General features: G+C 33.7%; 25 protein-coding genes and 2 pseudogenes. 19 read left to right on the forward strand and 8 right to left on the reverse strand.

All coding sequences use genetic code 11. The features are described from left to right. Positions 1 to 49: 49 nt before the first annotated feature. Entirely contained in the window at positions 50 to 754 is a 705-nt protein-coding gene (locus tag AC2D8K_RS09225) for an SDR family NAD(P)-dependent oxidoreductase (RefSeq protein WP_484698541.1), read from the reverse strand. Between the two features lie 4 nt (positions 755 to 758). Then, positions 759 to 1,310 carry a TetR/AcrR family transcriptional regulator gene (locus tag AC2D8K_RS09230; RefSeq protein ID WP_002450162.1) on the reverse strand — a complete coding sequence of 184 codons (552 nt, stop codon included), beginning with the start codon at positions 1,308 to 1,310 and terminating at the stop codon, positions 759 to 761. A gap of 125 nt (positions 1,311 to 1,435) precedes the next feature. Here AC2D8K_RS09230 and AC2D8K_RS09235 point away from each other — a divergent pair, with 125 nt between their 5' ends. The 3 genes from AC2D8K_RS09235 to AC2D8K_RS09245 are packed head-to-tail and all read left to right on the forward strand — an operon-like array spanning position 1,436 to position 2,980. Next, the gene (locus AC2D8K_RS09235) at positions 1,436 to 1,738 is read left to right on the forward strand and encodes a DUF2316 family protein (protein ID WP_002450161.1); all 303 of its coding nucleotides are present in this window, start codon (positions 1,436 to 1,438) and stop codon (positions 1,736 to 1,738) included. Positions 1,739 to 1,755: 17 nt separating this feature from the next. Next, positions 1,756 to 2,571 (forward strand): NmrA/HSCARG family protein, encoded by an 816-nt coding sequence (locus AC2D8K_RS09240; RefSeq protein WP_002450160.1) that lies wholly within the window; start codon positions 1,756 to 1,758, stop codon positions 2,569 to 2,571. Positions 2,572 to 2,602: 31 nt separating this feature from the next. Beyond that, positions 2,603 to 2,980, forward strand: a complete 378-nt coding sequence (locus AC2D8K_RS09245; protein WP_002450159.1) for a VOC family protein — start codon at positions 2,603 to 2,605, stop codon at positions 2,978 to 2,980. 67 nt (positions 2,981 to 3,047) lie between these two features. Here the strand turns inward: AC2D8K_RS09245 and AC2D8K_RS09250 are convergent, their stop codons facing one another. Together AC2D8K_RS09250 and AC2D8K_RS09255 are read right to left on the reverse strand one after the other, a co-directional pair. Next, on the reverse strand, positions 3,048 to 3,272 hold the full coding sequence (locus AC2D8K_RS09250; protein WP_002450158.1) for a DUF896 domain-containing protein: 225 nt from the start codon (positions 3,270 to 3,272) through the stop codon (positions 3,048 to 3,050). A 245-nt stretch (positions 3,273 to 3,517) separates the two neighbouring features. Next, positions 3,518 to 4,081, reverse strand: coding sequence for a TetR/AcrR family transcriptional regulator (locus AC2D8K_RS09255; protein WP_002450157.1), 564 nt, complete (start codon positions 4,079 to 4,081; stop codon positions 3,518 to 3,520). Positions 4,082 to 4,300: 219 nt separating this feature from the next. Here AC2D8K_RS09255 and AC2D8K_RS09260 point away from each other — a divergent pair, with 219 nt between their 5' ends. The 8 genes and pseudogenes from AC2D8K_RS09260 (at position 4,301) to AC2D8K_RS09295 (ending at position 14,841) form a co-directional block, all read left to right on the forward strand. After that, the gene (locus AC2D8K_RS09260; protein WP_002450156.1) at positions 4,301 to 5,674 is read left to right on the forward strand and encodes an amino acid permease; all 1,374 of its coding nucleotides are present in this window, start codon (positions 4,301 to 4,303) and stop codon (positions 5,672 to 5,674) included. Positions 5,675 to 5,962: 288 nt separating this feature from the next. Continuing rightward, positions 5,963 to 7,017 (forward strand): annotated as a pseudogene (locus AC2D8K_RS09265) (PTS sugar transporter subunit IIC). 99 nt (positions 7,018 to 7,116) lie between these two features. Beyond that, positions 7,117 to 8,541, forward strand: a complete 1,425-nt coding sequence (locus tag AC2D8K_RS09270) for a phosphate--AMP phosphotransferase (protein WP_484698544.1) — start codon at positions 7,117 to 7,119, stop codon at positions 8,539 to 8,541. Positions 8,542 to 8,998: 457 nt separating this feature from the next. Next, positions 8,999 to 9,739: an aggregation-promoting factor C-terminal-like domain-containing protein gene (locus AC2D8K_RS09275; RefSeq protein WP_002450152.1), complete on the forward strand. Its 741-nt coding sequence runs from the start codon at positions 8,999 to 9,001 to the stop codon at positions 9,737 to 9,739. A gap of 340 nt (positions 9,740 to 10,079) precedes the next feature. Next, positions 10,080 to 10,943: a phytoene/squalene synthase family protein gene (locus tag AC2D8K_RS09280; protein ID WP_484698545.1), complete on the forward strand. Its 864-nt coding sequence runs from the start codon at positions 10,080 to 10,082 to the stop codon at positions 10,941 to 10,943. A gap of 12 nt (positions 10,944 to 10,955) precedes the next feature. Then, positions 10,956 to 12,461: pseudogene (locus AC2D8K_RS09285) on the forward strand (phytoene desaturase family protein). A gap of 205 nt (positions 12,462 to 12,666) precedes the next feature. After that, a complete protein-coding gene (locus tag AC2D8K_RS09290) occupies positions 12,667 to 13,821 on the forward strand; it encodes an aminotransferase class I/II-fold pyridoxal phosphate-dependent enzyme (protein WP_484698560.1) in 1,155 nt (384 codons plus the stop codon). A 21-nt stretch (positions 13,822 to 13,842) separates the two neighbouring features. Further along, the gene (locus AC2D8K_RS09295) at positions 13,843 to 14,841 is read left to right on the forward strand and encodes a D-lactate dehydrogenase (protein WP_002450148.1); all 999 of its coding nucleotides are present in this window, start codon (positions 13,843 to 13,845) and stop codon (positions 14,839 to 14,841) included. Positions 14,842 to 14,885: 44 nt separating this feature from the next. Here the strand turns inward: AC2D8K_RS09295 and copZ are convergent, their stop codons facing one another. From copZ to AC2D8K_RS09310, 3 genes are all read right to left on the reverse strand, one after another. After that, a complete protein-coding gene (gene copZ / locus AC2D8K_RS09300; protein WP_049424001.1) occupies positions 14,886 to 15,092 on the reverse strand; it encodes a copper chaperone CopZ in 207 nt (68 codons plus the stop codon). Between the two features lie 93 nt (positions 15,093 to 15,185). Beyond that, positions 15,186 to 17,570, reverse strand: coding sequence for a heavy metal translocating P-type ATPase (locus AC2D8K_RS09305; protein WP_002450146.1), 2,385 nt, complete (start codon positions 17,568 to 17,570; stop codon positions 15,186 to 15,188). A 215-nt stretch (positions 17,571 to 17,785) separates the two neighbouring features. Next, positions 17,786 to 17,992, reverse strand: coding sequence for a hypothetical protein (locus AC2D8K_RS09310; RefSeq protein ID WP_002450145.1), 207 nt, complete (start codon positions 17,990 to 17,992; stop codon positions 17,786 to 17,788). Positions 17,993 to 18,184: 192 nt separating this feature from the next. Here AC2D8K_RS09310 and AC2D8K_RS09315 point away from each other — a divergent pair, with 192 nt between their 5' ends. From AC2D8K_RS09315 to AC2D8K_RS09345, 7 genes are all read left to right on the forward strand, one after another. Next, positions 18,185 to 19,054 carry an SDR family oxidoreductase gene (locus AC2D8K_RS09315; RefSeq protein ID WP_002450144.1) on the forward strand — a complete coding sequence of 290 codons (870 nt, stop codon included), beginning with the start codon at positions 18,185 to 18,187 and terminating at the stop codon, positions 19,052 to 19,054. A 40-nt stretch (positions 19,055 to 19,094) separates the two neighbouring features. Then, positions 19,095 to 19,655: a sugar O-acetyltransferase gene (locus AC2D8K_RS09320; protein WP_002450143.1), complete on the forward strand. Its 561-nt coding sequence runs from the start codon at positions 19,095 to 19,097 to the stop codon at positions 19,653 to 19,655. 327 nt (positions 19,656 to 19,982) lie between these two features. Beyond that, entirely contained in the window at positions 19,983 to 21,527 is a 1,545-nt protein-coding gene (gene pruA, locus AC2D8K_RS09325) for an L-glutamate gamma-semialdehyde dehydrogenase (protein ID WP_107532300.1), read from the forward strand. 212 nt (positions 21,528 to 21,739) lie between these two features. Continuing rightward, complete coding sequence (locus tag AC2D8K_RS09330) at positions 21,740 to 21,967, forward strand: FeoA family protein (protein WP_002450141.1); 228 nt, start codon at positions 21,740 to 21,742, stop codon at positions 21,965 to 21,967. Positions 21,968 to 21,970: 3 nt separating this feature from the next. Further along, on the forward strand, positions 21,971 to 23,965 hold the full coding sequence (feoB, locus tag AC2D8K_RS09335; protein WP_124228155.1) for a ferrous iron transport protein B: 1,995 nt from the start codon (positions 21,971 to 21,973) through the stop codon (positions 23,963 to 23,965). A 12-nt stretch (positions 23,966 to 23,977) separates the two neighbouring features. Then, positions 23,978 to 24,145, forward strand: coding sequence for a FeoB-associated Cys-rich membrane protein (locus tag AC2D8K_RS09340; RefSeq protein ID WP_049423994.1), 168 nt, complete (start codon positions 23,978 to 23,980; stop codon positions 24,143 to 24,145). Between the two features lie 140 nt (positions 24,146 to 24,285). Then, positions 24,286 to 24,750, forward strand: a complete 465-nt coding sequence (locus AC2D8K_RS09345) for a hypothetical protein (protein WP_002450139.1) — start codon at positions 24,286 to 24,288, stop codon at positions 24,748 to 24,750. A 59-nt stretch (positions 24,751 to 24,809) separates the two neighbouring features. Here the strand turns inward: AC2D8K_RS09345 and AC2D8K_RS09350 are convergent, their stop codons facing one another. Next, positions 24,810 to 25,148: a YrhK family protein gene (locus tag AC2D8K_RS09350; protein ID WP_002450138.1), complete on the reverse strand. Its 339-nt coding sequence runs from the start codon at positions 25,146 to 25,148 to the stop codon at positions 24,810 to 24,812. Between the two features lie 77 nt (positions 25,149 to 25,225). Between AC2D8K_RS09350 and AC2D8K_RS09355 the strand changes: the two genes are divergently transcribed. Then, positions 25,226 to 25,747: a methylated-DNA--[protein]-cysteine S-methyltransferase gene (locus AC2D8K_RS09355; protein ID WP_002450137.1), complete on the forward strand. Its 522-nt coding sequence runs from the start codon at positions 25,226 to 25,228 to the stop codon at positions 25,745 to 25,747. The last annotated feature ends 78 nt before the right edge of the window (positions 25,748 to 25,825 follow it).

Below are 25,825 nucleotides of genomic sequence, written 5' to 3' on the forward strand. Positions count from 1 at the left end.
GTGCGTTTCTATTTATATAGTGGGAATACTACTGATTAATGATTTGAAATTACCAAGGCATTTTGCCGTCGCCATTAATAAATGTACCAGTTGGTCCATTTGCATCAATTGTGGCTAATTCTACAATAGGTTTAATGCCTTCAGTTGCTGGTTTAGCATTATTGCTAAAATCACCAACTAAGTCTGTATTTGTAGAACCTGGATCTGCAGCATTAATTTGCATTTGAGGTAAACCTTTAGCGTATTGAACTGTTAGCATAGTGACAGCTGATTTAGAAGAACAATAAGCTAATGAATTAACATGGAATTCTTCTGATTCAGGATTGGTTACCATACCAAATGAACCTAAACCACTTGTTACATTAACAACGACAGGTTGTTCTGATTGTTCTAGTAAAGGAATGAATGTGTTCATCATTCTAACAATGCCGTATACGTTGGTTTGATAGACTTTATCTATATCATCAACAGTAATATCTGCAGGTTTGGCAAATTGTCCTGAGATACCAGCATTGTTAACAAGTACATCTAAGCGACCCTCTTGATCTTTAATAAAGTCGAAAGCATTTTGTACAGATGTCTCATCAGTAACATCTAATTGAACACTTTGTGCACCAATTTCTTTTGCTGCAACTTGACCACGTGATTCATTTCTAAAACCAATGTAGACTTTATGACCTTCATTGATCAATGCTTTAGCTGTTTCGAAACCTAAGCCTTTATTGCCACCTGTAATTAATGTAATTTTAGTCATGATATTACTCCTCTTTATCAAAATATAGTTTGATTATATAATCTCTGATTGTTTCATTTGATAGTCCGCGTTCGTCTTTTTGTAATTCGAAAGATTTAGTAGATAATGATTTCAATAACATATCTACTTTGAAAGTTGTCCATGTTGTACTTTTATTATTGCCAAGAATTTCACTATAAAACTTAAATAACTGTAAATAAATATCACTATGGTAAAAGTCATTTTTATCTGTTGTATCTTCAATACAATGAAGTAAATCACTGTTGATTGTTTTGAAATTTAAAAAGATATCAAGTGACTTTGCCATGACTGCTTTAGAATCGTGATGTTTTTCTTTCACTTCGTACATTTGGTTGATAATGTCAGTAAAGTCATGTTCGATAATCGTCGTACACAATGCGCTCTTATCCTTAAAATGGCGATACAAAGTTCCCATTCCAATATTTAACTCTTTTGCGATGCGATTCATACTCACTTGTTGAACACCAAGTTGGTTAAAGAGTTCAATCGCTTTATTCTCTATGCGCTGCCGGTTCTCGAGAGCGTCTCGTCGCAAATACATCACCTTCTTAAAATAAGTTTGTTGACAAACGGATAACTATCCGTTTATTATAAAGCCTATCATATAAAAAGACAAATAAAGTGATATAGATGTTTAAATAAGAAGGATGAGTGATATAAGTGTCATTAAATAAAGAGCAAAGACAAATCACAGCTAAAGAACTACAAGAGCATTTTGACGAAACAACGTTAAGTTTAAAAAATATAGCAGACGAATTGAATATTTCAATCAATGATGTGTCACATGTATTACAAATGAAAGCGCCAAATAAATTATTCGGAAATCATTTGCAACAATTTATACATTTAGTTTGGGACGTTCGAGATATAATGAATGAAAATATCTGGCATACGGGTAAATCACCAAAAGAATATACTTATTTAAAAGGCGAAAAGGAAGATTATTGGTTTTTACAACAGTAATGAAGGAGAGAATATTAATGAAAAGTATTTTAGTAATTGGTTCTACAGGTAAACAAGGTAATGCCGTAGTTAAGCAACTGTTATCAGACGGATGGCATGTACGTGCGCTAACACGTAATAAGAATAATGAAAAGTTAACGTCAATTGACAGTGACAAACTTGAAATTGTAGAAGGTGACTTAAGCGATCAACAAAGTTTAGAACAAGCAATGCAAGGACAATATGGAGTATACAGTGTTCAACCTATAGTTAAAGATGATATTGCTGAAGAATTAAGACAAGGTAAAATGATTATTCAACTTGCCGAAAAACAAAACATTGAATTCGTGGTTTATAGTACAGCTGGTGGTGTGAATAGAGATAGAAAGGGACCACACTTTGAAGCCTTAGCAGATATTGAAAATACACTAAAAGCGTCATCATTGAATTTTGCAATTATCAAACCTTCATTCTTTATGGATAACTTCCTTAGAATAGCTAAAAAAGAAAATCAACAAATTGTAATACCAGAATTTATTAGTCCAGATGTTAAATTTGCGATGATTTCTTCAATTGATATTGCTAGAATTGCTGCAAATTTATTTAAAGACCCTGCTCAATATAATCATCAAGCGATTGAGATTGCTTCAGATGAGTTAACACTTAATGAAGTTGTTAAAACATTTGCAACTGTCACAGGTATGCCAACTGAAATTAAAGGTGAATTTGTTAGTGGTACAGCAGAAAGAAGTTGGCTAGAAGAAAAAGGTTATGTTGTCGATTTTGATTTAATGAATCAAATTAATCCAGATAAACTATCATTAGCCCAATGGATTGAAGAAGTACAATTTTAGTAATTGATTATGTTAATAAGGAGAAATGGTTATGATTCAGTCGATGTGGTTCAATTTACATGTTAAAGATTTAAAAAGAAGTGAGCAGTTTTACCAATCTTTAGGATTTGAAATTAAACATAACCCTGACATGCTTGATAAAATGGTAGGCATTAAAATTGGATCGACCATTGTCATCTTAATTGAAAATAAACATTTTGAAGCGGTCACTCAGGATAAAGTTCATGCTAATGTTAATGAAACGATTATTTCTCTAGGTGTAAAGACGAATGCAGAAGTTGATCAACTTGTTAAGCAAGTTGAAGCGTCAGGCGGTCGTATTTTAGAACAACCGACAGTTAAACAAGGCTATTATGGTGCTATGTTTACTGATCCAGATGGACATAAATTTAATTTTTTAGTTTGTTAAATACAATAAGGCACTCAGTTCTCGTGTTTGGATGCTGAGTGCCTTTTAATTTGGACGTAAGATTAACTTAAATATTTCCATATTCTTTTCTCAAATCATAAACTTTATCTGGTGTAACATCTTGGCCAAGTGGATCAACAACTTTCATAGTAGAAAATGTATGAAGTACTTGTCCGCGTATCATTTTTAAATAATCTTGTCTGAGTGCTTGTTGTTCTTGTTTTTCTGCTACACTCAATGTTTGTACTTTTTCTTTATTTGCTAATTCGTTAATTCTGTCTAAAATTTGCATAAATGAAACCTCCAATCGATATTTACAACAAATATTTTTTAAGCAACACTTGTTGTATAAATATAATATACGCGCACATGCACGATATAGCAATATACATGCTCAATTTATATGTTGTCTATGCAACATATTGATCAGTTTGTTGTATAAATTAAAAAATATGACCCTATGCATCATTATTTTATTAATGTACATAGGGGCATCATTTGTTTTAGATAAAAATATTATGTAAAATGGTGGAATCTTTATAAGTGTGCGATGTGATGAATTAAGAATGGAAGATTTTTGTCTATAAAGTTTTCAGCTGTATCACGGCTTGTAGATAGCCAATGATTACACAGACCACTCATGCCTGCCGCTAGAAAACTAGCGCTACTAACCAATATGTCTCTATCAATATCTGAATAACTATTTTCTAACATGATAGAAAAGATATCTTCTAATTCGTTATTAATTCTCTTATGCGCTTGTTCACAAAATACATCTTGGTTCATTTCACAAGATGCTTGTACTTGTTCCATATATTGAGTCATTGTGATGAATATATTTTTTAAGACCACTTCATCTATGATATTTGAAATGTTAAGCGTGTCATTCAAGTCTTTAAGAATAGTGACATCTAAAGAATAATCGAGTATATCGTATTTATCTGTGAAATGTGCATAGAACGTAGCTCTATTAACAGTTGCTTCATCAGTAATATTCTTGACTGTTAATTGGCTTAACTTCTTTTCTTTTGATACTTTTTGAAATGCATCTACAAGTAGTTGTTTTGTTCGTGTGATACGGGGATCGATTTTGTCAGTCAATATGTTTGCACCTACCTAACAAGTGTTGTTTATCTTAATTCAAATTATCTTGCTAAATGTCTTATATGTCAAAAATAGTGTCTATGAACTAATTTAATAGTGATTGTAAATTTAAATTATGGGTAAATATAGTTTTATAGAAAGTGAATTTACTTTCAAACAAAGTTTGTAATCTTTTTAGGGGAGAAACTGTTAAAGAAACAGAACGGGGAGACGGATATGGCAGATAAACTGCAACGTGAATTAAGCAATCGACACATACAATTGATTGCTATCGGTGGTGCGATTGGTACCGGATTGTTTTTAGGTGCAGGTGAATCAATTCATCTGGCAGGGCCATCGATATTGTTGACTTATATTATAGTAGGTTTTGTATTATTTATGTTTATGAGAGCAATGGGGGAAATGTTGTTATCTAACCTTGGCTTCAAATCATTTGCTGATATTGCACATAAACATATAGGACCATTAGCAGGCTTTGTAGTTGGTTGGACTTATTGGTTAACATGGATTATTTCAGGAATGGCAGAAATTACAGCAGTTGCTAAATACATAGAATATTGGTATCCAGCAATGCCTAATTGGTTAACAGCTTTATTTACATTGTTAGTACTAATGACGCTCAATTTATTTAGTGCAAAGTTATTTGGAGAATTAGAATTTTGGTTTGCGATTATAAAGGTATTAACAATATTAGCTTTAATTATTGTGGGTATTATTATGATTGTCTTTGCAATGAAGACACCTTATGGTACTGCTAGCGTATCTCAAATATGGAGCCATGGTGGTATATTCCCGCATGGTGCTTCAGGATTTTTCATGTCCTTCCAAATGGCCATTTTTTCATTTATAGGAATTGAACTAATTGGTATTACAGCAGGAGAAACTAAAAATCCTCATAAAACGATACCTCAAGCGATTAATAATGTACCATATCGCATTTTGATATTTTACATTGGATCACTTGCAGTCATCATGGCAGCAGTGCCTTGGAATCAATTAAATCCTTCAGATAGTCCTTATGTGAAATTGTTTGGTTTAATCGGCATTCCATTTGCAGCAGGTTTAATCAACTTTGTAGTGTTAACTGCTGCGGCATCCGCTTGTAACAGCGGTGTGTTTGCCAATAGTAGAACGATGTTTGGTTTATCTCAACGTAAACAAGCACCGCCTATTCTTGGTAAAACAAATCGCAATGGCGTACCATATTACGCGATATTAGTGACATGTGCATTATTAAGTATTTCTGTGATACTGAATGCCATCTTTAAAGATGCAACGCAAGTGTTTGTATATATTACAACAGTATCAACAGTTTTAAATATAGTGATTTGGTCAATCATCATGATTGCTTATTTAGGATATTTAAAACATAATCCAGAACTTCATAAAGCGAGTCAATATAAAATGCCAGGTGGCAAATGGATGGCATATGCTATTGTACTATTCTTTATATTTATCTTTGTGGTATTACTGATTAATCCGAGTACGAGACTTGCAGTAATCATTGCACCCTTCTGGATGGGAATCTTAGGACTGATGTATTTAAGATATAAAAAAGAATCTAGAAAAGCAGAGATTCCAGATGAATAGATCCATTTGCATCGCCAACAAGAAAGCTTTGTTGGCGGTGCTTTTTAAATAGCAGTCGTGTTAAAAGAAAATTTGTAAAATTAATGACTTTACAAATATATTTATCTGAAAATTCTAATAATGTGATATACTATTCTCCATAGTCTTAATTGGCCCAACTTTACACAACATATGATTGCATCAACGAATTACCAACACACCTTAGATTTCATCATGTGTATAGTTAGTTCAATTAAGGCTATTTATTTATGTTTGATTTATCGTATTTAGATATTGGAGGCGCTAGAAATGACAACATTGAGTAAAATTGGACCGAAAGAATTTATTTTTAGAGTGCTATCTGGTGTAGCAGTTGGTATTGTCGCAGGATTAGTACCCAATGCGATATTAGGGGAGATATTTAAGTATTTAATGCAGTTTCATCCCATTTTAAAACATTACTAGGTGTTGTTCAAGCAATTCAATTTACGGTGCCGGCACTTGTTGGTGCTTTGATAGCATTGAAATTTAATCTGACACCTTTAGCGATGGCAGTTGTTGCAAGTGCTTCGTATGTTGGTAGTGGTGCTGCACAATTTAAAAATGGCACATGGGTTATAGCTGGAATTGGGGATTTAATTAATACAATGATTACTGCATCTATTGCGGTGTTATTGATTTTATTAATAGAGCATCGTGTAGGGAGTATGGCGTTAATCGTATATCCAACAATTGTAGGTGGTATTTCAGCAACTATAGGTGTGTTGATACTTCCATATGTACATATGATTACTACTGGTATTGGTAATATGATTAATAGTTTTACAGAGTTACAACCTGTTTTAATGAGTATGCTGATTTCGATGGTATTTAGTTTTATTATTATATCGCCACTTTCTACTGTTGCCATAGCGATTGCAATTGGCATTTCAGGTATTGCAGCAGGTTCGGCTTCAATCGGTATAGCAGCTACAGAAGCGGTATTGTTAATTGGTACGAGCCAAGTTAATAGAGCAGGTGTGCCGATTTCTATCTTCTTTGGTGGAGTCAAAATGATGATGCCTAATATGGTACGCTATCCTGTTATCATGTTACCTATATTGATTACAGCTGCAGTTTCAGGAATCGCATCCGGCATTGTCGGTATCGCAGGTACAAAAGAATCTGCAGGATTTGGTTTTATAGGAATGGTTGGACCGATTAATGCATTTAAATTTATGGGTATTGACTCAGCTTGGTTGAGTTTATTATTGATTATCATCGCATTCTTCATTGTGCCTTTCTTCGTTGCATGGATTTTAGATATTCTTCTAAGAAAGGTATTCAAAATATATACGAACGACATTTTTAAATTTTTAGCGTAAAGCTAGATAGAATATAGACGTCTTACTTTGATAAGTGAGGCGTCTATATTTTATTATGCTATACTTTATTAAAATCGCTATCTATAAAGGATGGGTAAAATGAATAAAAAGATAGAACAATTAAAATTAAAAGCAGCAAGTTTAACACGACAAACACATGACTTAGGTATCCCAGTCATGATTGTGTTTGAAGGTGTACCTGCCTCAGGAAAGACGCGTTTATCCAATGAACTATTACTTACGTTTGATGCTAAATACACACAGTTTATATCAACAAAAACACCAGATGTTGAAGACTTAAGATATCAATTTTTACAAAAATATTGGAATACACTGCCTCAAAAAGGAAATATCAATATCTATTTTAGAAGCTGGTATTCTCACTTTTTAGATTATAAACAAAATAATATTAAGCAAAATTATTACAAAAACGATAATAAACTCGTGAATCAAATCAAACATTTTGAAGAGATGCTTCAGAATGATCATTATGAGCTAATTAAATTTTATATTGAAGTTAGTGAAGAAAAACGACAGGAGCATATTCAACAAACGAAAGATAATCCATTAATGAGTTGGAAAGTACAAGAGTATGAACAAATCATACCTAAAGATATCTATTTGAAAGAAATGAGAAAGTTTACGCATTCGGATAAACAATGGGAAGTTATTGACTATACACAACGAGAAGTTGCATTTGAAAAGATGTATAAACATATTATAGAAAGATTAGAACAAGCGATTCAAAAAGCAAATCAATCAAAAGATAATAAAGACGGTGCGTTTACTAAAGATTTTTCAACGACTAAATTTGATGTCACATTGGATGAAGTATCTAAAAAAGAATATAAAGAATTGATAGAACCATTACAAAAACGTATGAGAGAAATTCAATTTGCATTATATGAAAGAAAAATTCCTCTTATCTTAACATTTGAAGGCATGGATGCAGCAGGTAAAGGTGGTAATATCAAACGTATTCGTGAGAAATTAGATCCGACGGGATATGAAGTGAATGGTATAAGTGCGCCTACAGACGTTGAACTGGCGCATCACTATCTTTGGCGCTTTGCGAAAGAAATGCCAAAGAGCGGACATATTGAAATATTTGATCGTAGTTGGTACGGCAGAGTATTAGTAGAAAGAGTAGAAGGATTTGCCAATAAAGATGAGTGGCAACGTGCTTATGAGGAAATTAATCATTTTGAAAAAATGTGGACAGATGAAGGGGCAATATTATTAAAATTCTTCTTATGTTTAGATAAAGACGAGCAACTGAAACGATTTAAAGATAGAGAACAAGATGTAAATAAGCAATGGAAAATCACAGATGAAGATTGGCGCAATCGTGAAAAATGGGATTTATACTTAGAAGCAAGTCACGATATGATAGAGAAAACAGATACAATACATGCGCCTTGGCTTATAGTTCCAGCTGATCATAAAAAGACGGCAAGGATTGAAGTTTTAAAATATATTATTAGACAGTGTGAAAACGTATTATGGGGTGTTAAAGATTATTAACTTCATGATCACATTTTAAATAGTGAAAATATTAGGTGGATATATCAAATTAATGTCAAAAATTTGAATATATCCATCTTTTTTTGGGAAGTTAGATCTTTTTAAAATTTTTAGAACTATTACAATTATGTAACTACATTGCAATCTGTAATATTACGAATAATGTAAAAGTTGAGAAAAACTTAAAGAAATCTCATGTAATATAAGGCTTTATGATGAAAAATTAAACTAAATTACGTAAAAATTTATATTACAAGGACTTCAGTAATATTTCAAAGTTACAAAACTTGATTTTGTTTGTAATGTTTTGTAAGGAACGTGTAATATACAAATCGATTTTTTATGGTATAGTGAATACCGTCGAAAGTTAAACAAAAACATTTTCAATATTGCACAACGAAATTAAATACATTAAAACATATAAAAAAACAAAAACTTTTTGGAGGATTTTTCAATTATGAAGAAGACATTTATCGCATCAACTTTAGCATTAACATTAGGCGCAGCAGGTTACGCAGTATCAGGACACGAAGCACACGCTTCAGAAACTACTAACGTAGATCAAGCACACTTAGTAGACTTAGCTCATAACCACCCAGAACAATTAAACGCTGCACCAGTTCAAGAAGGCGCTTATGACATTCACTTTGTAAGTGGTGGATTCGAATATAACTTCACTTCAGATGGTACTAACTTCTCTTGGAACTACCAAGAAGCTGGTTCTACTTCAGCTCAAACATCAAACACTGCTGTTCAATCAGCTGACTACACAACTTCTTACAATCAAGAAGCTGGTACTCAATCAGTAAGCTCTAACCAACAATCAAGCAACACTAATGTAGAAGCTGTTTCAGCTCCAACTACATCAAACAATGGTTCAAGCCACAACTATAGCACTAAAACAACTTCATACTCAGCTCCATCAACTTCAAGTGCTTCAACTGGTGGTTCAACTAAAGCGCAATTCTTAGCTAATGGTGGTACTGAAGAAGCATGGAACGCTATCGTTATGCCAGAATCAGGCGGTAACCCTAACGCAGTAAACCCAGCTGGTTACAGAGGTTTAGGACAAACTATGGAATCATGGGGAACTGGTTCAGTAGCTAGCCAAACTAAAGGTATGATTAACTATGCTAATAGCCGTTACGGTTCATTAAGCAATGCAATTGCTTTCCGTCAAAGCCACGGTTGGTGGTAGGATTTAATTTATAACTGGAAAGCCCTTCGAGTTATAAATGATTGAGAGGATGACTATGTCATCCTCTTTTTTTATGCGTAAAAATGAAAGATTAGAATATTTTTATATTTAGTGTAAGGTGTTTGATTACCATTAAATACGGGAATTTAAGAAAAACTATATATGGCACAGCATTCCGTTTTTTTATCAATTGAATTGATGACGAAACATTGAATTTGATAGATATAGATATAGGCTAAATATGAAAGAAATTTCTATATATTCATTCCATAAATATCATTTTCTACGACTAGAAATGATAGTAACGTATAAAAGGTTAAGTGTAACAGGAGGTCAATCAATGACAACGGTTAATGAGAGTTATAAATATTGTCATCAAATAATGAAAAAATATTCTAAAAGTTTTTCTTATGCGTTTGACTTATTACCAGAAAGTGAGAGGCGTGCTGTCTGGGCAGTATACGCGGTTTGTAGAATTATAGATGATAGTATTGATGAAGAACAAAATCCTCAAAAATTACAAGCTATTAAAGAAGATATTCAACTGATTCAGTCACAACAAGTTGATTCACCGGATCAATTCAAGAGTAATCAACGTATTATGTTAGCTTTTTACGATACATCTCAAAATTACAAAATGGAGTATCAATCTTTCTATAATTTAATAGAATCTGTATTTGAAGATGAACATTTTGAAATGTTCGTTAAAGACGAGGAATTAATGAGATATTGCTATGGTGTAGCTGGGACAGTTGGAGAGGTACTATCACCTATTCTGACTGAACAACCGAGTGATGAAACATATGAAGTAGTACGTGAATTAGGAGAGGCATTGCAATTAACTAATATCTTACGAGATGTAGGGGAAGATTTTGAAAAGGGTCGTATTTATTTTAGTCAAGAGATGTTAAATCAATATGATGTAAATATTGAAGACGTTTATCAACATCAGCCAACTGATAATTATATTAATTTATGGGAACATTATGCTCAAATTGCAGAAAAGGATTATCAATTTGCATTAGATCATTTACATGTTTTTAAGCCTGAAGCTAGATCAATTATCGAATTAGCGGCACGTATATACAAAGGTATTATAGATGAAGTTCGTGAATATGGTTATCCATTACATCGAAGAGTATATGTCTCAAGGTTGGATAAGTTACACATCTACAGACAAGTTAAAGATAAATATAATAAATAGGTGGAATGTCAATTGAATATTGCTGTAATAGGTGCGGGTGTAACGGGCTTAGCTTCTGCAGCTAGGCTTGCTGCACACGGTCATCAAGTAACATTATATGAAAAGAACGACCAAATTGGTGGACGTATGAACCAATTTAAGAAAGACGGTTTTACCTTTGATATGGGACCTACAATAGTCATGGTGCCTGAAGTTTATAAAGCTGTGTTTGAAGCGTGTGGTGAACGTTTTGAAGATTACATAGATATGGAACAATTACCTTATATTTATGATGTCTATTTTGATAAAGAAGATAAAGTGAGAGTACCTATCGATTTAGCTGAGTTACATGACACTTTAGAACAAATTGAACCTGGTACTACGCATGGATTTATGAAATTTTTAGCAGATGTATATGGAAGGTATGAAATTGCTAGAAAATATTTTTTAGAACGAACATATAGGAAACCGTCTGATTTTTATAATTTAACATCACTGATTCAAGGATATAAATTAAAAACATTAAATCATGCGGATAACTTGATTGGGCAATATGTCAAAAATGAAAAAGTTCAAAAATTGTTAGCATTTCAAATGCTATATATTGGTATAGATCCTAAACAAGGTCCTTCACTATATTCGATTATTCCTATGATTGAAATGATGTTTGGTGTTCATTTTATTAAAGGTGGTATGTATGGCATGGTGAAAGGTTTAGAACAACTAAACCTTAAGCTAGGTGTGGATATACAATGTAATGCTAATATAGAAGAAATTATTATTGATCCTAAGTATAAGCAAGCAGACGGCGTAAGAGTGAATGGCCTAGTTAAACGATTTGATAAGGTACTTTGTACGGCAGACTTTCCATATGCTGCGCAACAATTAATGCCACAACATGCACCCGTTAAAAAATATCCTCCTCAAAAAATAGACCAATTAGATTATTCATGTTCAGCTTTTATGATGTATATAGGCATTGATAAAGATATTACAGAAGATGTATTGTTGCATAATGTCATATTTTCAAATCATTTCAGACAAAATATAGATGAAATATTTAATGGGGATATTTCCGAAGATCCATCTCTGTATTTATATGTACCTAAAGTAGGAGATGCCACGTTAGCGCCTGAGGGACAGACAGGATTATATGTTTTAATGCCAACACCAGAGCTTAAAACAGGCCCTCTAGAATGAGAAAATCCACAGTTTATAAAAAGTGTTAAAGAACATATTTATCGTAAATTAGCTACTATAACTGCACTTGAACATGTTCAAGATCATGTTATTTCCGAAACGATTTTTACACCTAAAGATTTTGAACAACAGTATAATGCTAAATTTGGAACAGCGTTTGGTTTAATGCCCACGCTAGCACAAAGTAATTATTATAGACCTCCGAACGTATCTAGAGATTATAAAGATTTATACTTTGCTGGTGCGAGTACACATCCAGGTGCCGGTGTACCTATTGTTTTAACAAGTGCCAAAATCACCGTTGATGAAATCATTAAAGATATTAACAATCATATATAATTTATTAGCGTAGAGAGTGGGATAGAAATCATATGACATTCATATCATTTCGACTTCCCGCTCTCTATTTATATTAGAAAAGAAATTTACTAGTAATAAAAAATCAGAATATTGCTAATATTGACAATGTTAATCTGCTTGATAGAATGATAATATCTAAACATAGCGTAGAAAATAGGAGATGAAGGAGGCATGAGACGTGAAAATGTCTGAGAGATTGGCGGCAATTCCTGAAAGTTATTTTGGCAAAACCATGGGACGAAAAATCGAATATGGGCCTCTTCCATTAATTAATATGGCTGTTGGTATTCCGGATGGTGAAACACCACAGGGTATCATTAATCATTTTGCTAAAAGATTGAACGTACCTGAGAACCAAAAATATGGTGCCTTTCATGGTAAAGCATCATTTAAGCAAGCCATCATTGATTTTTACCAAAGACATTATGATGTTGAATTAGATGCGGAAGAGGAAGTTTGTATTCTATATGGTACGAAAAATGGACTTGTTGCACTGCCAACTTGTCTCGTTAATCCTGGGGAAAACGTATTATTACCAGATCCAGGGTATACAGATTATTTAGCGGGTGTCATGCTTGCAGATGCGCAACCTGTCCCATTAAATTTAGAACCACCGCATTATCTGCCAGATTGGGATAAAATAGATAAAAATATATTAAATAATACAAAGCTCATCTATTTAACATATCCAAATAATCCAACAGGCTCTACTGCTACTAAATCAGTGTTTGATGAAGCAATTCAAAGATTTAAAGATACCAATACTAAAATTATTCATGATTTTGCTTATAGTGCATTCGGTTTTGATGCTAAAAATCCAAGTATTTTATCTTGTGAAAATGGCAAAGATGTAGCAGTCGAAATTTTCTCCTTATCAAAGGGATATAATATGTCAGGATTTAGAGTAGGCTTTGCAGTAGGAAACCGTGACATGATTCAGGCCTTGAAAAAGTACCAAACACATACGAATGCAGGTATGTTTGGTGCCTTACAAGACGCAGCAACCTATGCGTTAAATCATTATGACGAATTTTTAGAACAACAAAATGACATATTCAAACGAAGAAGAGATATGTTTGAACATAAATTAAGCGAAGCAGGATTGCCATTTGTACACTCAAAAGGTGGTATTTATTGTTGGTTAAAGACGCCACCTGGATATGAGAGTGAATCATTTGAACAGTTCTTATTAAAAGAATATTCCATTTTAGTGGCACCTGGTGTCCCGTTCGGTGAAAATGGTAGAAACTATGTAAGGCTATCTTTAGCACTATCAGAAGAACAACTTGAAACAGCAGCAGAACGATTAGCAACTTTAGCAAATTTATATGAAAAATAGTGCATAGGGGATGACGTTATTATGACAAAAATTAAAATAATGAGTGTGCGTGACGAGGATATTGTATATATTGAATCATGGGCAAAGGAAAATAACGTGGAATATGAGTTAACTCAGTCACCGTTAACAGAAGATAATGTCGATGATGTTCAAGGATTTGATGGCTTATCGTTATCACAACAACTACCCATTTCAGAAGCGGTGTTTGCTAAATTAAAATCATTCGGTATCAAACAAATAGCACAAAGAAGTGCGGGATTTGATACCTACGACTTAGAGTTAGCATCAAAATATGACATTATCGTCTCTAATGTACCTTCGTATTCACCAAGTTCAATTGCAGAATTCGCAGTGACACAAGCTATTAATGTTGTCAGACATTTTAATGCTATTCAAACTAAAATGAAATCACACGATTTTAGATGGGAGCCGTCAATATTATCACAATCAATCAGTGATTTGAAAGTAGCAGTTATAGGTACCGGAAGAATTGGAAGTATTGTAGCTAAAATTTTTGCTAATGGTTATGGTTCTGAGGTAGTAGCATATGATCCTTTTCCTAATGAGCATATTAAAGATATAGTCTCATACCAAACCACTTTTCAAGAAGCCATTGAAGGGGCAGATATTGTTACTTTACATGTACCGGCTACTAAATATAATCATCACTTATTTGACCGATATACATTTAATCATTTTAAAAAAGGTTCAGTGTTTGTCAATTGTGCACGAGGATCTTTAGTTGATACACATGCGTTACTATCATGTTTAGATAGTGGGCAAATTAAAGGTGCTGCTCTAGACACGTATGAATTTGAACGTGGTTTATTCCCTAGTGATCAACGAGATAAAAATATGGATGATACATTACTTCAACAATTAATTGATAGAGAAGATATCATCATAACACCACATATTGCGTTTTATACAGAAGCAGCAGTGAAAAACTTAATCGTTGATGCGTTAGATGCAACGATGGAAGTTATTCAAACAGGCACCACTCATTTGCGGGTAAATTAAAAAAACGGGAGCGATACCAATTAAGGTCGCTCCCATTTTAATCTTTATTTAACATCGTAGCCTTGATCTTCAATAGCATCTTTCATGTCAGAAAGTTGAACTTTTTCTTCATTATAATCAACACGTACTTGTCCTTTTTCTAAATCAACTTCTGCAGCTGAAACACCATTCATTTTAGCTAAAGCAGATTCAACAGCATTTTTACAATGATCACAACTCATACCTTCTACATTAATAATTTCTTGTCCCATTTTAATTCACCTCATTTTATTTAATGACTTATCTTCATTTTATAACTAAGTTGTATGACTTAAAAGTAATTGACATAACTTAATTGGGTTGTCTTATTTAATGATTCGTTTCAATCTTAATGCATTGGTTACAACGCTAACAGAACTTAATGCCATCGCAGCTCCTGCAATCCATGGTGCAAGTAAACCTAAAGCAGCAATAGGGATACCTGCGATGTTATATCCAAATGCCCAAATGAGATTTTGACGGATGTTGCGCATTGTTAGTTGGCTAATATTTAATGTTTGAGGTAGTAATGATAAATCACCACCTAATATTGTAATATCGGCTGCTTCAATCGCAACTTCGGTACCTGTACCCATGGCAATACCGATATCTGCAGTAACCAGAGCAGGTGCATCGTTAACACCATCACCAACCATAGCTACTTGTCGACCTTCATTTTGTAGACGTGTGATGTTGTCAGACTTTTCGTCTGGAAGAACATTGGCAATGACATGATCAATACCGACTTGTTGTGCTATTGCTCGGGCGGTATTGTTATTGTCACCAGTCAACATCACGACATCTATATTCAGTTTGTGTAGTTTTTGTATTGATTCTATAGCATTGTCTTTAATAGTGTCTGCTACCGCAATCATACCTTGATATATACCATCAATGGCAATCAGCATGACAGTTTTACCATTGCGTTCCCAGTGGGTCATTTTTTCGTCTATATGGGAATTCAAATTGATGTGATGTTTTGTCATTAATTGACGATTACCAACTAAAATTGTTGAATGGTCAATCGTTGCGGAAATACCGTGGCCTGGCATAGCGTTAAATTCATCAGTATCCACTAATTCAAGATTTTTTCCTTCAGCATAGTCTACAATGGCTTTAGCCAATGGATGTTCAGAAGCATACTCTGCACTAGCAAGTAATTGTAGCGTATGTGTGTCACCATCAAAATCAGTAACTACAGGCTTACCATAAGTAATGGTACCCGTTTTATCTAGTACGATGGTATCAATGTGTTGCGCTTGTTCAACGTACTGACCACCCTTAAATAAAATGCCTTTTTCAGCAGCGCGTCCTGTTCCCACCATGATAGATGTAGGTGTAGCTAAGCCTAATGAACATGGACAAGCGATAACAAGGACTGAAATAGCTGCCATAAGTGCAGGTTCAAATTGTCCGGTATGGACCACAGTGATCCATATGATAAACGTCAGTAGTGCTATACCGACAACGGTTGGCACAAAATAACCAGATATTTGGTCAGCTAAGCGTTGTATAGGCGCTTTAGAACCTTGGGCTTGTTCGACGACCTTAATGATATTAGCTAGTGCTGTATCATTACCCACTTGTGTTGCTTCCATAATAATTGATCCATTTTGATTAATGGTTGCCCCAATAACTTTGTCATTGATATTTTTATCTACTGGGAGAGATTCGCCAGTTAACATAGATTCGTCTATAGACGTCATCCCTTTTATAATAACACCATCAACTGGGATTTTTTCACCAGGTTTAATAACAATATGGTCACCAACTTGAACATCTTTAATGGGAACCATCTTTTCAATACCATCTTTAACAATGCGCGCTTCCTTAGCTTGTAAACTTAATAATTCACCTAGGGCATTGGTCGTTTGTGTCTTAGCTTTTGCTTCCAAATATTTACCAAATAAAATAAGTGTAATTAATACAGCACTCGTTTCAAAATAAAGGTGTGGCATATGCTTTGAATGATTGAGCCATTTAAACATTTCATAGATACTATAAAAATAAGCTGCACTTGTACCTAAAGCGACTAATACATCCATGTTTGCAGAGCCATTTTTTAGATTTTTATAAGCACCTTTATAAAATTGCCAACCGATGATAAATTGTACTGGTGTAGCCAATGTGAATTGGAACCAGGGATTCATCAACATGGAGGGCAAAGGTAAATGGAATAAATGAACCAACATCGTCATCAGTAGCGGTACTGATAATACGATAGAAAAGATTAATTTATAGAACTGTTTCTTCAATTGTTTATCTTTATTTGAATATTGTTGTTGTCCTTCTTTGACTTCAGCGTCATAACCTAAATTCTGTATTTTAGAAATAAAATCATCACTATTAACGACACCTCGATAATATTTCACAGTTGCTTGTTCTGTAGTCAAGTTAACCGTCGCTTGATCGACACCATCCATTTTATTAAGGACTTTCTCAATACGATTTGAACATGCTGCACATGTCATACCAGAAATAGTTAATTCAACACTGTCTTTAACTACATCGTATCCCAAATATTGGATTTCATTAACATAGTCATTAGTACGATATTGTCCTTTTAAATCTTCAATAGTGGCTTGCTCAGTTGTAACGTTAACCTGAGCTTTAACATTATCCAATTTGTTTAATTTCTTTTCAATTCTATTGGAACACGCAGCGCATGTCATGCCTGTGATATCTAGAGTTGTTCTTTTGTTTTTATCCATGCGAAAGCCTCCGTTTCTATTCATATTTAATATACCCCATATAGGTATTTAAGTCAATTGTATGAATTACAATTTTGTCAGTAAATAGGTGATATAAAACGCAAAAAAGTACAATTCTAGCATGTGTATGACATGAGAATTGTACTTTAATCATCTATATTAACAGCGGATTCGCTGGTATTGTCATTCAAGCGAGTCGGTGATTAAGTAATGATTTAGAAGAAATCTGATGGGGAGAATTGTTTTAAATCAATATCTTTAACTTGGTTTATATCATAGTTGGAAATATTCTCTAAAAGTTGTCCGCTTTTCATTTGTTGATAGTATTCGTCAGCTTCGGTAATGACATCATGTGTTTGTACTGTTTTGATGACACCTAAGAGGACAAGGACTGCAATAACAGTTTTTAATATCCGTTTCATTATGATCGGCTCCTTTTTGTATTGATACTATATATTATAGGAAATAAAGCGCGCGAATACATGGGGCTATGGTATTGATATCATCTCGTACTTCGGTAGGATGTTTAAAAAGATGCCTAGTGAAAGTGTTTAAATAGTTTTGAAAGAATATTTATAGGGAACTTGAATATTGATTAGGAAAGGAGAAAAGTTATGAATTTATTAGAATTTCATCAACAAATTAAAGGTTATACGCAAAGTAATCAACCAGGTATTGAAGCGGATATGACACCTAAGCCAATAGCTGAGTTAAACACATATCAAGCAGCAGGAAAATTAAAAGATAAAGTAGCGCTAATAACTGGCGGTGATTCAGGCATTGGACGTGCGGTTGCGATACTATTTGCTAAAGAAGGCGCTAATGTAGCCATTGGATACTATAATGAACATCAAGACGCTAAAGATACAGTTCGTCGTTTAGAAGAATTAGGTGTTAAAGCTAAAGCATATGCACATGATTTAAAAGACGAGACACAATCGCAGCAACTTGTGAAAGATGTCGTTGATGACTTTGGTGGTCTTAATATTCTAGTTAATAATGGTGGCGTGCAATTTCCTAGAGATCATTTTGAAGAGATTACACCGGAACAAGTTAAAGAGACATTCCAGACGAATATCTTTGGAATGATATTCTTATCTCAAGCAGCAGTACCTTATTTAAATGACGGAGATTCAATTATTAACACCACAAGTGTGACAGCGTATAGAGGGTCAGGACACTTGATTGATTATTCTGCGACTAAAGGTGCTATTGTGTCATTTACACGTTCATTAGCGACGACTTTAATGGAGAAAAATATTCGTGTGAATGCAGTAGCACCAGGGCCAATCTACACACCATTGATTCCTGCAACATTTGATGAAGAGAAAGTTGAAAATCAAGGTGGCGGTACACCAATGGGGCGTCGTGGTCAACCGGCTGAACTAGCACCATCATATGTATTTTTAGCAACACCTGCAGATAGCTCATATATCACTGGACAAGTGATTCATGTTAATGGTGGAGACTTTATGACCACATAAAAGATAGATAAACAGATTAAATGATAGGATGACGTAATCAATGACAGAAAAAGAAAAAATGTTAGCACATCAATGGTATGATGCGAATTTCGATTCGGAATTAATCAATGATAGAAAAAAAGCTAAAGATTTATGCTTTGACTATAACCATACAAAGCCAAGCCATGAAGACAAAAGAAATGAAATATTAAAGGCATTGTTCCAAACCAATCCCGAAAATATAGACATTGCAATTCCATTCGATACTGATTACGGGTGGAATGTGTCCTTTGGTAAAAATGTATTTCTTAATACGAATTGTTATTTAATGGATGGTGGTGGTATTACATTTGGAGATAATGTGTTTGTGGGTCCCAATTGTGGCTTTTATACAGCGACACATCCATTGAAATATAATGATAGAAATAAAGGGTTAGAATTAGCTGAACCAATTGATGTCGGAAGTAATACGTGGTTTGGTGGTAATGTGGCAGTATTACCTGGTGTTACAATCGGCGAAGGTAGTGTAATCGGAGCAGGAAGTGTTGTAACGAAAGATATCCCTCCCAATAGTTTAGCAGTAGGAAATCCATGTAAAGTCATACGTCAAATTGATAATTAATCATATAGTCGTCCATAAGAGGTATGTATTGTTCAATACGTTTGCTTCTTGTGGACTTATTTTTTATTGAATTTTAGTCGCTAACTTAACTGCTAGAATCAAAAAGTTTTATGGATTGATTCATTTGCATATTAAATTTTTGAAATATTAAGATTTTTAAATGAAAGCGATTGCAAAAGTGTAACAGTACATAGTAGAATGTAAGAAAGGTTAAGATAAAATTGCACTGAAAGGCAGTAACATCAAGAGGCATTTATCTAGACCTCAATATCATAAAACAAAGGGTTTGAAGAACTCACTTTAATATTTCATAGGGGGTACGCAATAATGGTAGTAGATTTTAAGAATGAACCAGGTATTGATTTTACGGTTCAAGAGAATGTAGATAAATTTAAAGAGACGCTCAAAAAGGTTGAAGGAGAACTTGGTCAAGATATTCCATTAGTGATTGATGGTAAAAAAATCAGCAAAAAAGATCAATTTGAATCTATCAATCCAGCCAAAACATCTCAAACCATTGCTAAAGTCTCAAAAGCAACAAAAGAAGATGTAGAGAAAGCATTTCAATCTGCTAACGAAGCATACCAAACATGGAAAAAATGGTCTCATAAAGATCGTGCTGAATTAATGTTACGTGTTGCTGCAATTATTCGTCGTCGTAAAGAAGAGATTTCTGCAGTAATGGTTTACGAAGCGGGGAAACCATGGGATGAAGCAGTAGGCGATGCAGCTGAAGGTATTGATTTTATCGAATACTATGCCCGTTCAATGATGGATTTAGCTGATGGTAAACCGGTATTAGATAGAGAAGGAGAGCATAACAAATACTTCTATAAATCGATTGGTACAGGTGTTACGATTCCACCTTGGAACTTCCCATTCGCAATTATGGCTGGTACAACATTAGCACCAGTAGTAGCAGGGAACACAGTATTATTAAAGCCAGCAGAAGATACACCATTAACTGCATACAAATTAATGGAAATCTTAGAAGAAGCAGGCTTACCTAAAGGGGTAGTTAACTTTGTACCGGGCGATCCAAAAGAAATTGGTGACTACTTAGTTGATCATAAAGATACGCATTTTGTTACATTTACTGGATCAAGAGCGACAGGTACACGTATCTATGAAAGAAGTGCAGTAGTTCAAGAAGGACAAACATTCTTAAAACGTGTCATTGCTGAAATGGGTGGTAAAGATGCGATTGTTGTCGATGAAAATATCGATACAGATTTAGCAGCAGAAGCCATTGTTACATCAGCATTTGGTTTCTCAGGACAAAAATGTTCAGCTTGTTCTAGAGCCATTGTTCATAAAGATGTTTATGATGAAGTTTTAGAAAAAGCAATTAAATTAACGAAAGCATTATCACTAGGTGATACGACTGGCAACACGTTCATGGGTCCAGTGATTAACCAAAAACAATTTGATAAAATTAAAAATTACATTGAAATTGGTAAAGAAGAAGGTAAATTAGAACAAGGTGGCGGCACGGATGATTCTACTGGCTACTTCATTGAACCTACTATTTTCTCTGGGTTAAAATCTTCAGATCGTATCATGCAAGAAGAAATCTTCGGACCAGTAGTTGGATTTGTTAAAGTTAAAGACTTTGATGAAGCTATTGATGTTGCTAATGATACTGAATATGGTCTAACAGGTGCAGTGATTACAAATAATCGGGAACATTGGATTAAAGCCGTTAATGAATACGATGTTGGTAACTTATATTTAAATCGTGGTTGTACAGCTGCAGTTGTTGGTTATCACCCATTTGGTGGATTCAAAATGTCAGGTACGGATGCCAAAACAGGTAGTCCAGATTACTTATTAAACTTCTTAGAACAAAAAGTCGTATCTGAAATGTTCTAAATCACATAGTAATTAAAAGCTATAAAAACGTTGTTTAAGTTGCATTATGACTTAAACAACGTTTTTGTGTTTCATAAGAATAGAGTAAAAAAATAAGTTGTCATAAATTGTTAATAATATCGGGGTAAATGATATTGAATATCAATGGATAAAAGTATACGCTTACTTTAATTAATAATGATTATCAATATTATTTGCGGAGTGTGAGGGAAATGACAAATATAAAATCAGCATTAAAAAATAAAAAATATAGAATTAAACAAATTGATATCGATAATAAAGACATGATTTATAGATTGAATGCATTTGGTATTCGAGTAGGATCTGACATTAAAGTGAAACAGCGTTGCATGTTTAATGGGCCATGTGTAATTGAGATTAGCGGCCAACAAGTGAGCATTAGGCACTGCGATGCTTGTCAAATAGCTTTGGAGGAATAATTTATGAGTCAAAGCTATTGTATTTTAGGTAATCCCAATGTCGGCAAAACATCTCTCTTTAATAATTTAACAGGATCTTATGAATATGTAGGTAACTGGAGCGGTGTCACTGTTGAAAAGAAAGTTGGACAATTAAAGCAAGAATTAGGAACTCTCGTTGATCTACCTGGGACATATGATTTATCTCCAATTTCTAAAGATGAAACAGTTGTGACAAAGTATTTATTACAACATGATTATACAGGAATGATTAACATTATAGATGCGAGCCAACTTAAGAGAAACTTGCAGCTAACCATTCAATTATTAGAACTGAATGTGCCAATGATGATTGGTTTAAATATGATCGATGTATCTGCTAAACGAGGTATTATGATTGATCATGACAAACTAATGCGTCGCCTAAGAGTGCCGGTATTACCCGTGATTGCACGTAATGGTAAGGGCACAGCGCATATGCTTGAAGAGTTACAATATTTAGATCAAGCTCATGTGCCACACTTCAAATTGAACTATGGAACAGAAGTAGAAAAAGCTATCAAAGCGATTTGTACGTGTTTAAAACACAGTACTCATTATACGTCGCAGCAAATGCGTTTTATCGCGATTCAATATTTGTTAGACAATGCACAAATTTGTCAAACGTTAAATCAGACATTGATTCAACAATTAGAACCTATTAAATCAGAACTTTCACAACAACTCACTTTATCCATCCGTGATGATATAGAACAAAAACGTAATCATTATATAGAACAAATATTAACAGACGTCGTGACATATCCAGATGAAGAAAAGCAATTCTTTTCATCAAAATTAGATAAAATATTAATCAACAAATATATCGGAATGCCTATTTTTCTGGGGATTATGTGGTTGATATTTCAAATTACTTTTACTTGGATTGGAACGCCATTATCTGATCAATTAGATGGTTTTATTGGAGGCACCTTAACTGATTGGGTTAAATCAGGCATGCATCAAATTGGTGTTGTACCATTTTTACAAGATTTAATTACAGATGGAATCATTGCAGGTGTGGGGTCAGTACTTGTCTTTGTACCACAAATTATCGTATTATTCTTCTTTATTTCACTGCTTGAAGATTCAGGGTATATGGCTAGAATCGCTGTGTTAATGGATAAGTTAATGGAACATTTTGGATTAAGTGGTAAAGCGTTTATACCGATGATCATTGGGTTTGGATGTAATGTGCCTAGTATTATGGCTGCACGTAGCATTGAGAATGAGAAAGAAAGACTATCGACAATATTAATTGCACCATTTATGTCGTGTTCAGCAAGATTACCCGTCTATGCTTTGTTTGTAGGTGTCTTCTTTAAAGAACACCAATCTTTAGTGGTGCTCAGTCTATATGTCTTGGGCATTGTCATTGCACTCATTGCAAGTACTATTTTAACTAAGACTGTGCTTAAAAATAAGCATTCGTTATTTATCATAGAGTTACCTACGTATCGAATTCCATCAATCAAAACATTATGGAGAAGTACATGGGAAAAAGCAAAAGGCTTTGTTAAAAAAGCAGGTACCTTTATATTTGGCGGATCGGTCGTAATTTGGCTTCTAAGTTATGCAGGACCGGGTGGGTTTAATGTGAGTATCGACCAAAGTTTCTTGCACATCGTTGGCTCAATTGTAGCAACTGTACTGCATCCATTAGGATTTGGTACTTGGCAAGCAGGTGCAACTCTCGTTCCAGGATTTTTAGCTAAAGAAGTCATTGTTAGTTCAATGGCAATCATTTATTCATCAAGTGAAGGTGGTCTTGTACATGTTTTACAACAACAATTCACACCTTTATCAGCATATGCATTTATGATTTTTATATTATTATATATTCCATGCCTATCAACAGTAGCAACGATTCGTAAAGAAACATATTCAATCAAATGGACTTTATTTTCAATGATTTACCCATTAGCAACAGCTTATATTTTAGCACTAGCATTTTATCAAATTGCTAGATTAATCGTTTAAGGAAGTGGCATGATGTCAATAATTATTAATATTTTGATATTTTTAGCAATATTTGGCTATACAGCTTATGTATTAATCAAATATTTTAAACAATCCAAGTCTGGACAATGCGGCTCATGTAGTTCTAAATGTCATTGCGATGATCAAATTAAAAGTACCCACAGTAAAATTTTTAAATGAAAAAAGTTCGATATCTGATTTTTAATATATTAAGAAATGATTGATGAAATATTAATTTACTAGAAAAATGATTAAAACTTTTAAATAGTGATATATAGTCAATAAGCAGAAAAATAAAAAACTATTGGGGGATTTTAATCATGAAAGGTAGTAAGAAATTAAATCAGTTATTAGAAGACAATGAGAAGAAGTTAAAGAAATTATTTAAATATGATAAGAAAGAGGCATTGTCATTCACGAAAGAAGATAGAGAAAAAGTCGAGAATCAGTTTGGTGTATATGTGATATTTGATAATAAAAAACCTGTCTTTGTCGGCCAAACGGGTGGTTATTCAACTGGGTATAAGCCGATTCAAAAGGATTTAAATAGCAAATTAGCTCAATATAATTCTAAATCTGATAGTGGTACAACTAAATTTAGACGAGAGCTTGCTAAAAGTAAGAAAAAAGATACATCAGATTTAAAAGGTGTAACTGCAGAAGAATACGGGTTAACATTTCAATATATCAAGGTCAAAGATGAACCGGCATTTATTAATATTTTAGAAATTTTAGCATTAGAATATGCGAAACAAGAAAATATGAAGTTATACAATTTTCAATAATTAGTAGTATTCAGAATATCAAGCGATTGAATGAATAAAGACTAAAGGTGACAGAGCCTTTAGTCTTTATTGTTAGTATTTTGATTCAAGTCTTTTAAATATTGTTTATGATAAAAGTTGGCGAGTTTCAAATCATGGACGAAAGAGATGACAGGTCTTATCGTCATTTGTATACTACCGATAACAAAGAGAACTGTTCCAATTGTTACGGTTTTATCGCTAAAAAATAAGAAACTACCAACTAAAAAGACAAGTCCTAATACGATATCATTAACTTGATAAATTGCTTTATAAAAGTTAGTGATTTGATTCGCATGTGCTTCTGTGGCTTTGCTATTAAGTTGGTTATTTGTATTGAAATGTAAATCGACATCATTAGGATGCTTTTTCACAATCATCACCCCCAATTGATTATATAATGGTAGTCATTTTCAAACAACTTGAAATAGAAATAGACGAATTTGGAGTGATCATAATGGAATATAATTGCTTTTATCAATCACCAGTTGGCCAATTAGAATTGGTCAGTGATGGTCAATATTTAACTCAATTATTATTTAGTAATCAACAACAACCAACTGAAAGAGAAAACAAAGCATCGTTACCAATATTTAAACAAACAAGATCCTGGCTAGATACGTATTTTAAAGGAGAACGTCCACAAGAAACTATTCCTATTCAACCATCAGGAACAACATTTCAACAATATGTGTGGGAAGAGTTGAACCAAATAGAATACGGTAAATTAACGACTTATGGTGATATAGCTCAATGTATTGCTCAGAAAATGAATAAAGATAAGATGTCAGCACAAGCAGTAGGTGGTGCGGTAGGTAGTAATCCGATATCAATTATTATCCCATGTCATCGGGTAGTTGGAAAAAATGGTAGCTTGACAGGGTATGGTGGGACATTGCCTAATAAAATCAAATTATTAGAAATAGAAAATATAGACATGACGCATTTATTTACACCGAAACACACAACAAAGCCATAATAAAAAGCCTAGATGTGGACATCAATGATGATGGTCCGATACATCTAGGCTTGTTTATATTCATACTGAGAAATGCAA

Source organism: Staphylococcus sp. 510, assembly GCF_057219715.1.

Excerpts from the sequence above, each read along its gene's own strand:
- AC2D8K_RS09340 (WP_049423994.1), top strand. The coding sequence starts at position 23,978 with ATGTCAATAATTATTAATATTTTGATATTTTTAGCAATATTTGGCTAT.
- AC2D8K_RS09260 (WP_002450156.1), top strand. The coding sequence starts at position 4,301 with ATGGCAGATAAACTGCAACGTGAATTAAGCAATCGACACATACAATTG.
- AC2D8K_RS09305 (WP_002450146.1), bottom strand. The coding sequence starts at position 17,570 with ATGGATAAAAACAAAAGAACAACTCTAGATATCACAGGCATGACATGC.
- AC2D8K_RS09245 (WP_002450159.1), top strand. The coding sequence starts at position 2,603 with ATGATTCAGTCGATGTGGTTCAATTTACATGTTAAAGATTTAAAAAGA.
- AC2D8K_RS09310 (WP_002450145.1), bottom strand. The coding sequence starts at position 17,992 with ATGAAACGGATATTAAAAACTGTTATTGCAGTCCTTGTCCTCTTAGGT.
- AC2D8K_RS09315 (WP_002450144.1), top strand. The coding sequence starts at position 18,185 with ATGAATTTATTAGAATTTCATCAACAAATTAAAGGTTATACGCAAAGT.
- AC2D8K_RS09355 (WP_002450137.1), top strand. The coding sequence starts at position 25,226 with ATGGAATATAATTGCTTTTATCAATCACCAGTTGGCCAATTAGAATTG.
- AC2D8K_RS09295 (WP_002450148.1), top strand. The coding sequence starts at position 13,843 with ATGACAAAAATTAAAATAATGAGTGTGCGTGACGAGGATATTGTATAT.
- copZ (WP_049424001.1), bottom strand. The coding sequence starts at position 15,092 with ATGGGACAAGAAATTATTAATGTAGAAGGTATGAGTTGTGATCATTGT.
- AC2D8K_RS09275 (WP_002450152.1), top strand. The coding sequence starts at position 8,999 with ATGAAGAAGACATTTATCGCATCAACTTTAGCATTAACATTAGGCGCA.
- feoB (WP_124228155.1), top strand. The coding sequence starts at position 21,971 with ATGAGTCAAAGCTATTGTATTTTAGGTAATCCCAATGTCGGCAAAACA.
- AC2D8K_RS09290 (WP_484698560.1), top strand. The coding sequence starts at position 12,667 with ATGTCTGAGAGATTGGCGGCAATTCCTGAAAGTTATTTTGGCAAAACC.
- AC2D8K_RS09280 (WP_484698545.1), top strand. The coding sequence starts at position 10,080 with ATGACAACGGTTAATGAGAGTTATAAATATTGTCATCAAATAATGAAA.
- AC2D8K_RS09330 (WP_002450141.1), top strand. The coding sequence starts at position 21,740 with ATGACAAATATAAAATCAGCATTAAAAAATAAAAAATATAGAATTAAA.
- AC2D8K_RS09350 (WP_002450138.1), bottom strand. The coding sequence starts at position 25,148 with ATGATTGTGAAAAAGCATCCTAATGATGTCGATTTACATTTCAATACA.
- AC2D8K_RS09270 (WP_484698544.1), top strand. The coding sequence starts at position 7,117 with ATGAATAAAAAGATAGAACAATTAAAATTAAAAGCAGCAAGTTTAACA.
- AC2D8K_RS09320 (WP_002450143.1), top strand. The coding sequence starts at position 19,095 with ATGACAGAAAAAGAAAAAATGTTAGCACATCAATGGTATGATGCGAAT.
- AC2D8K_RS09225 (WP_484698541.1), bottom strand. The coding sequence starts at position 754 with ATGACTAAAATTACATTAATTACAGGTGGCAATAAAGGCTTAGGTTTC.
- AC2D8K_RS09250 (WP_002450158.1), bottom strand. The coding sequence starts at position 3,272 with ATGCAAATTTTAGACAGAATTAACGAATTAGCAAATAAAGAAAAAGTA.
- pruA (WP_107532300.1), top strand. The coding sequence starts at position 19,983 with ATGGTAGTAGATTTTAAGAATGAACCAGGTATTGATTTTACGGTTCAA.
- AC2D8K_RS09240 (WP_002450160.1), top strand. The coding sequence starts at position 1,756 with ATGAAAAGTATTTTAGTAATTGGTTCTACAGGTAAACAAGGTAATGCC.
- AC2D8K_RS09345 (WP_002450139.1), top strand. The coding sequence starts at position 24,286 with ATGAAAGGTAGTAAGAAATTAAATCAGTTATTAGAAGACAATGAGAAG.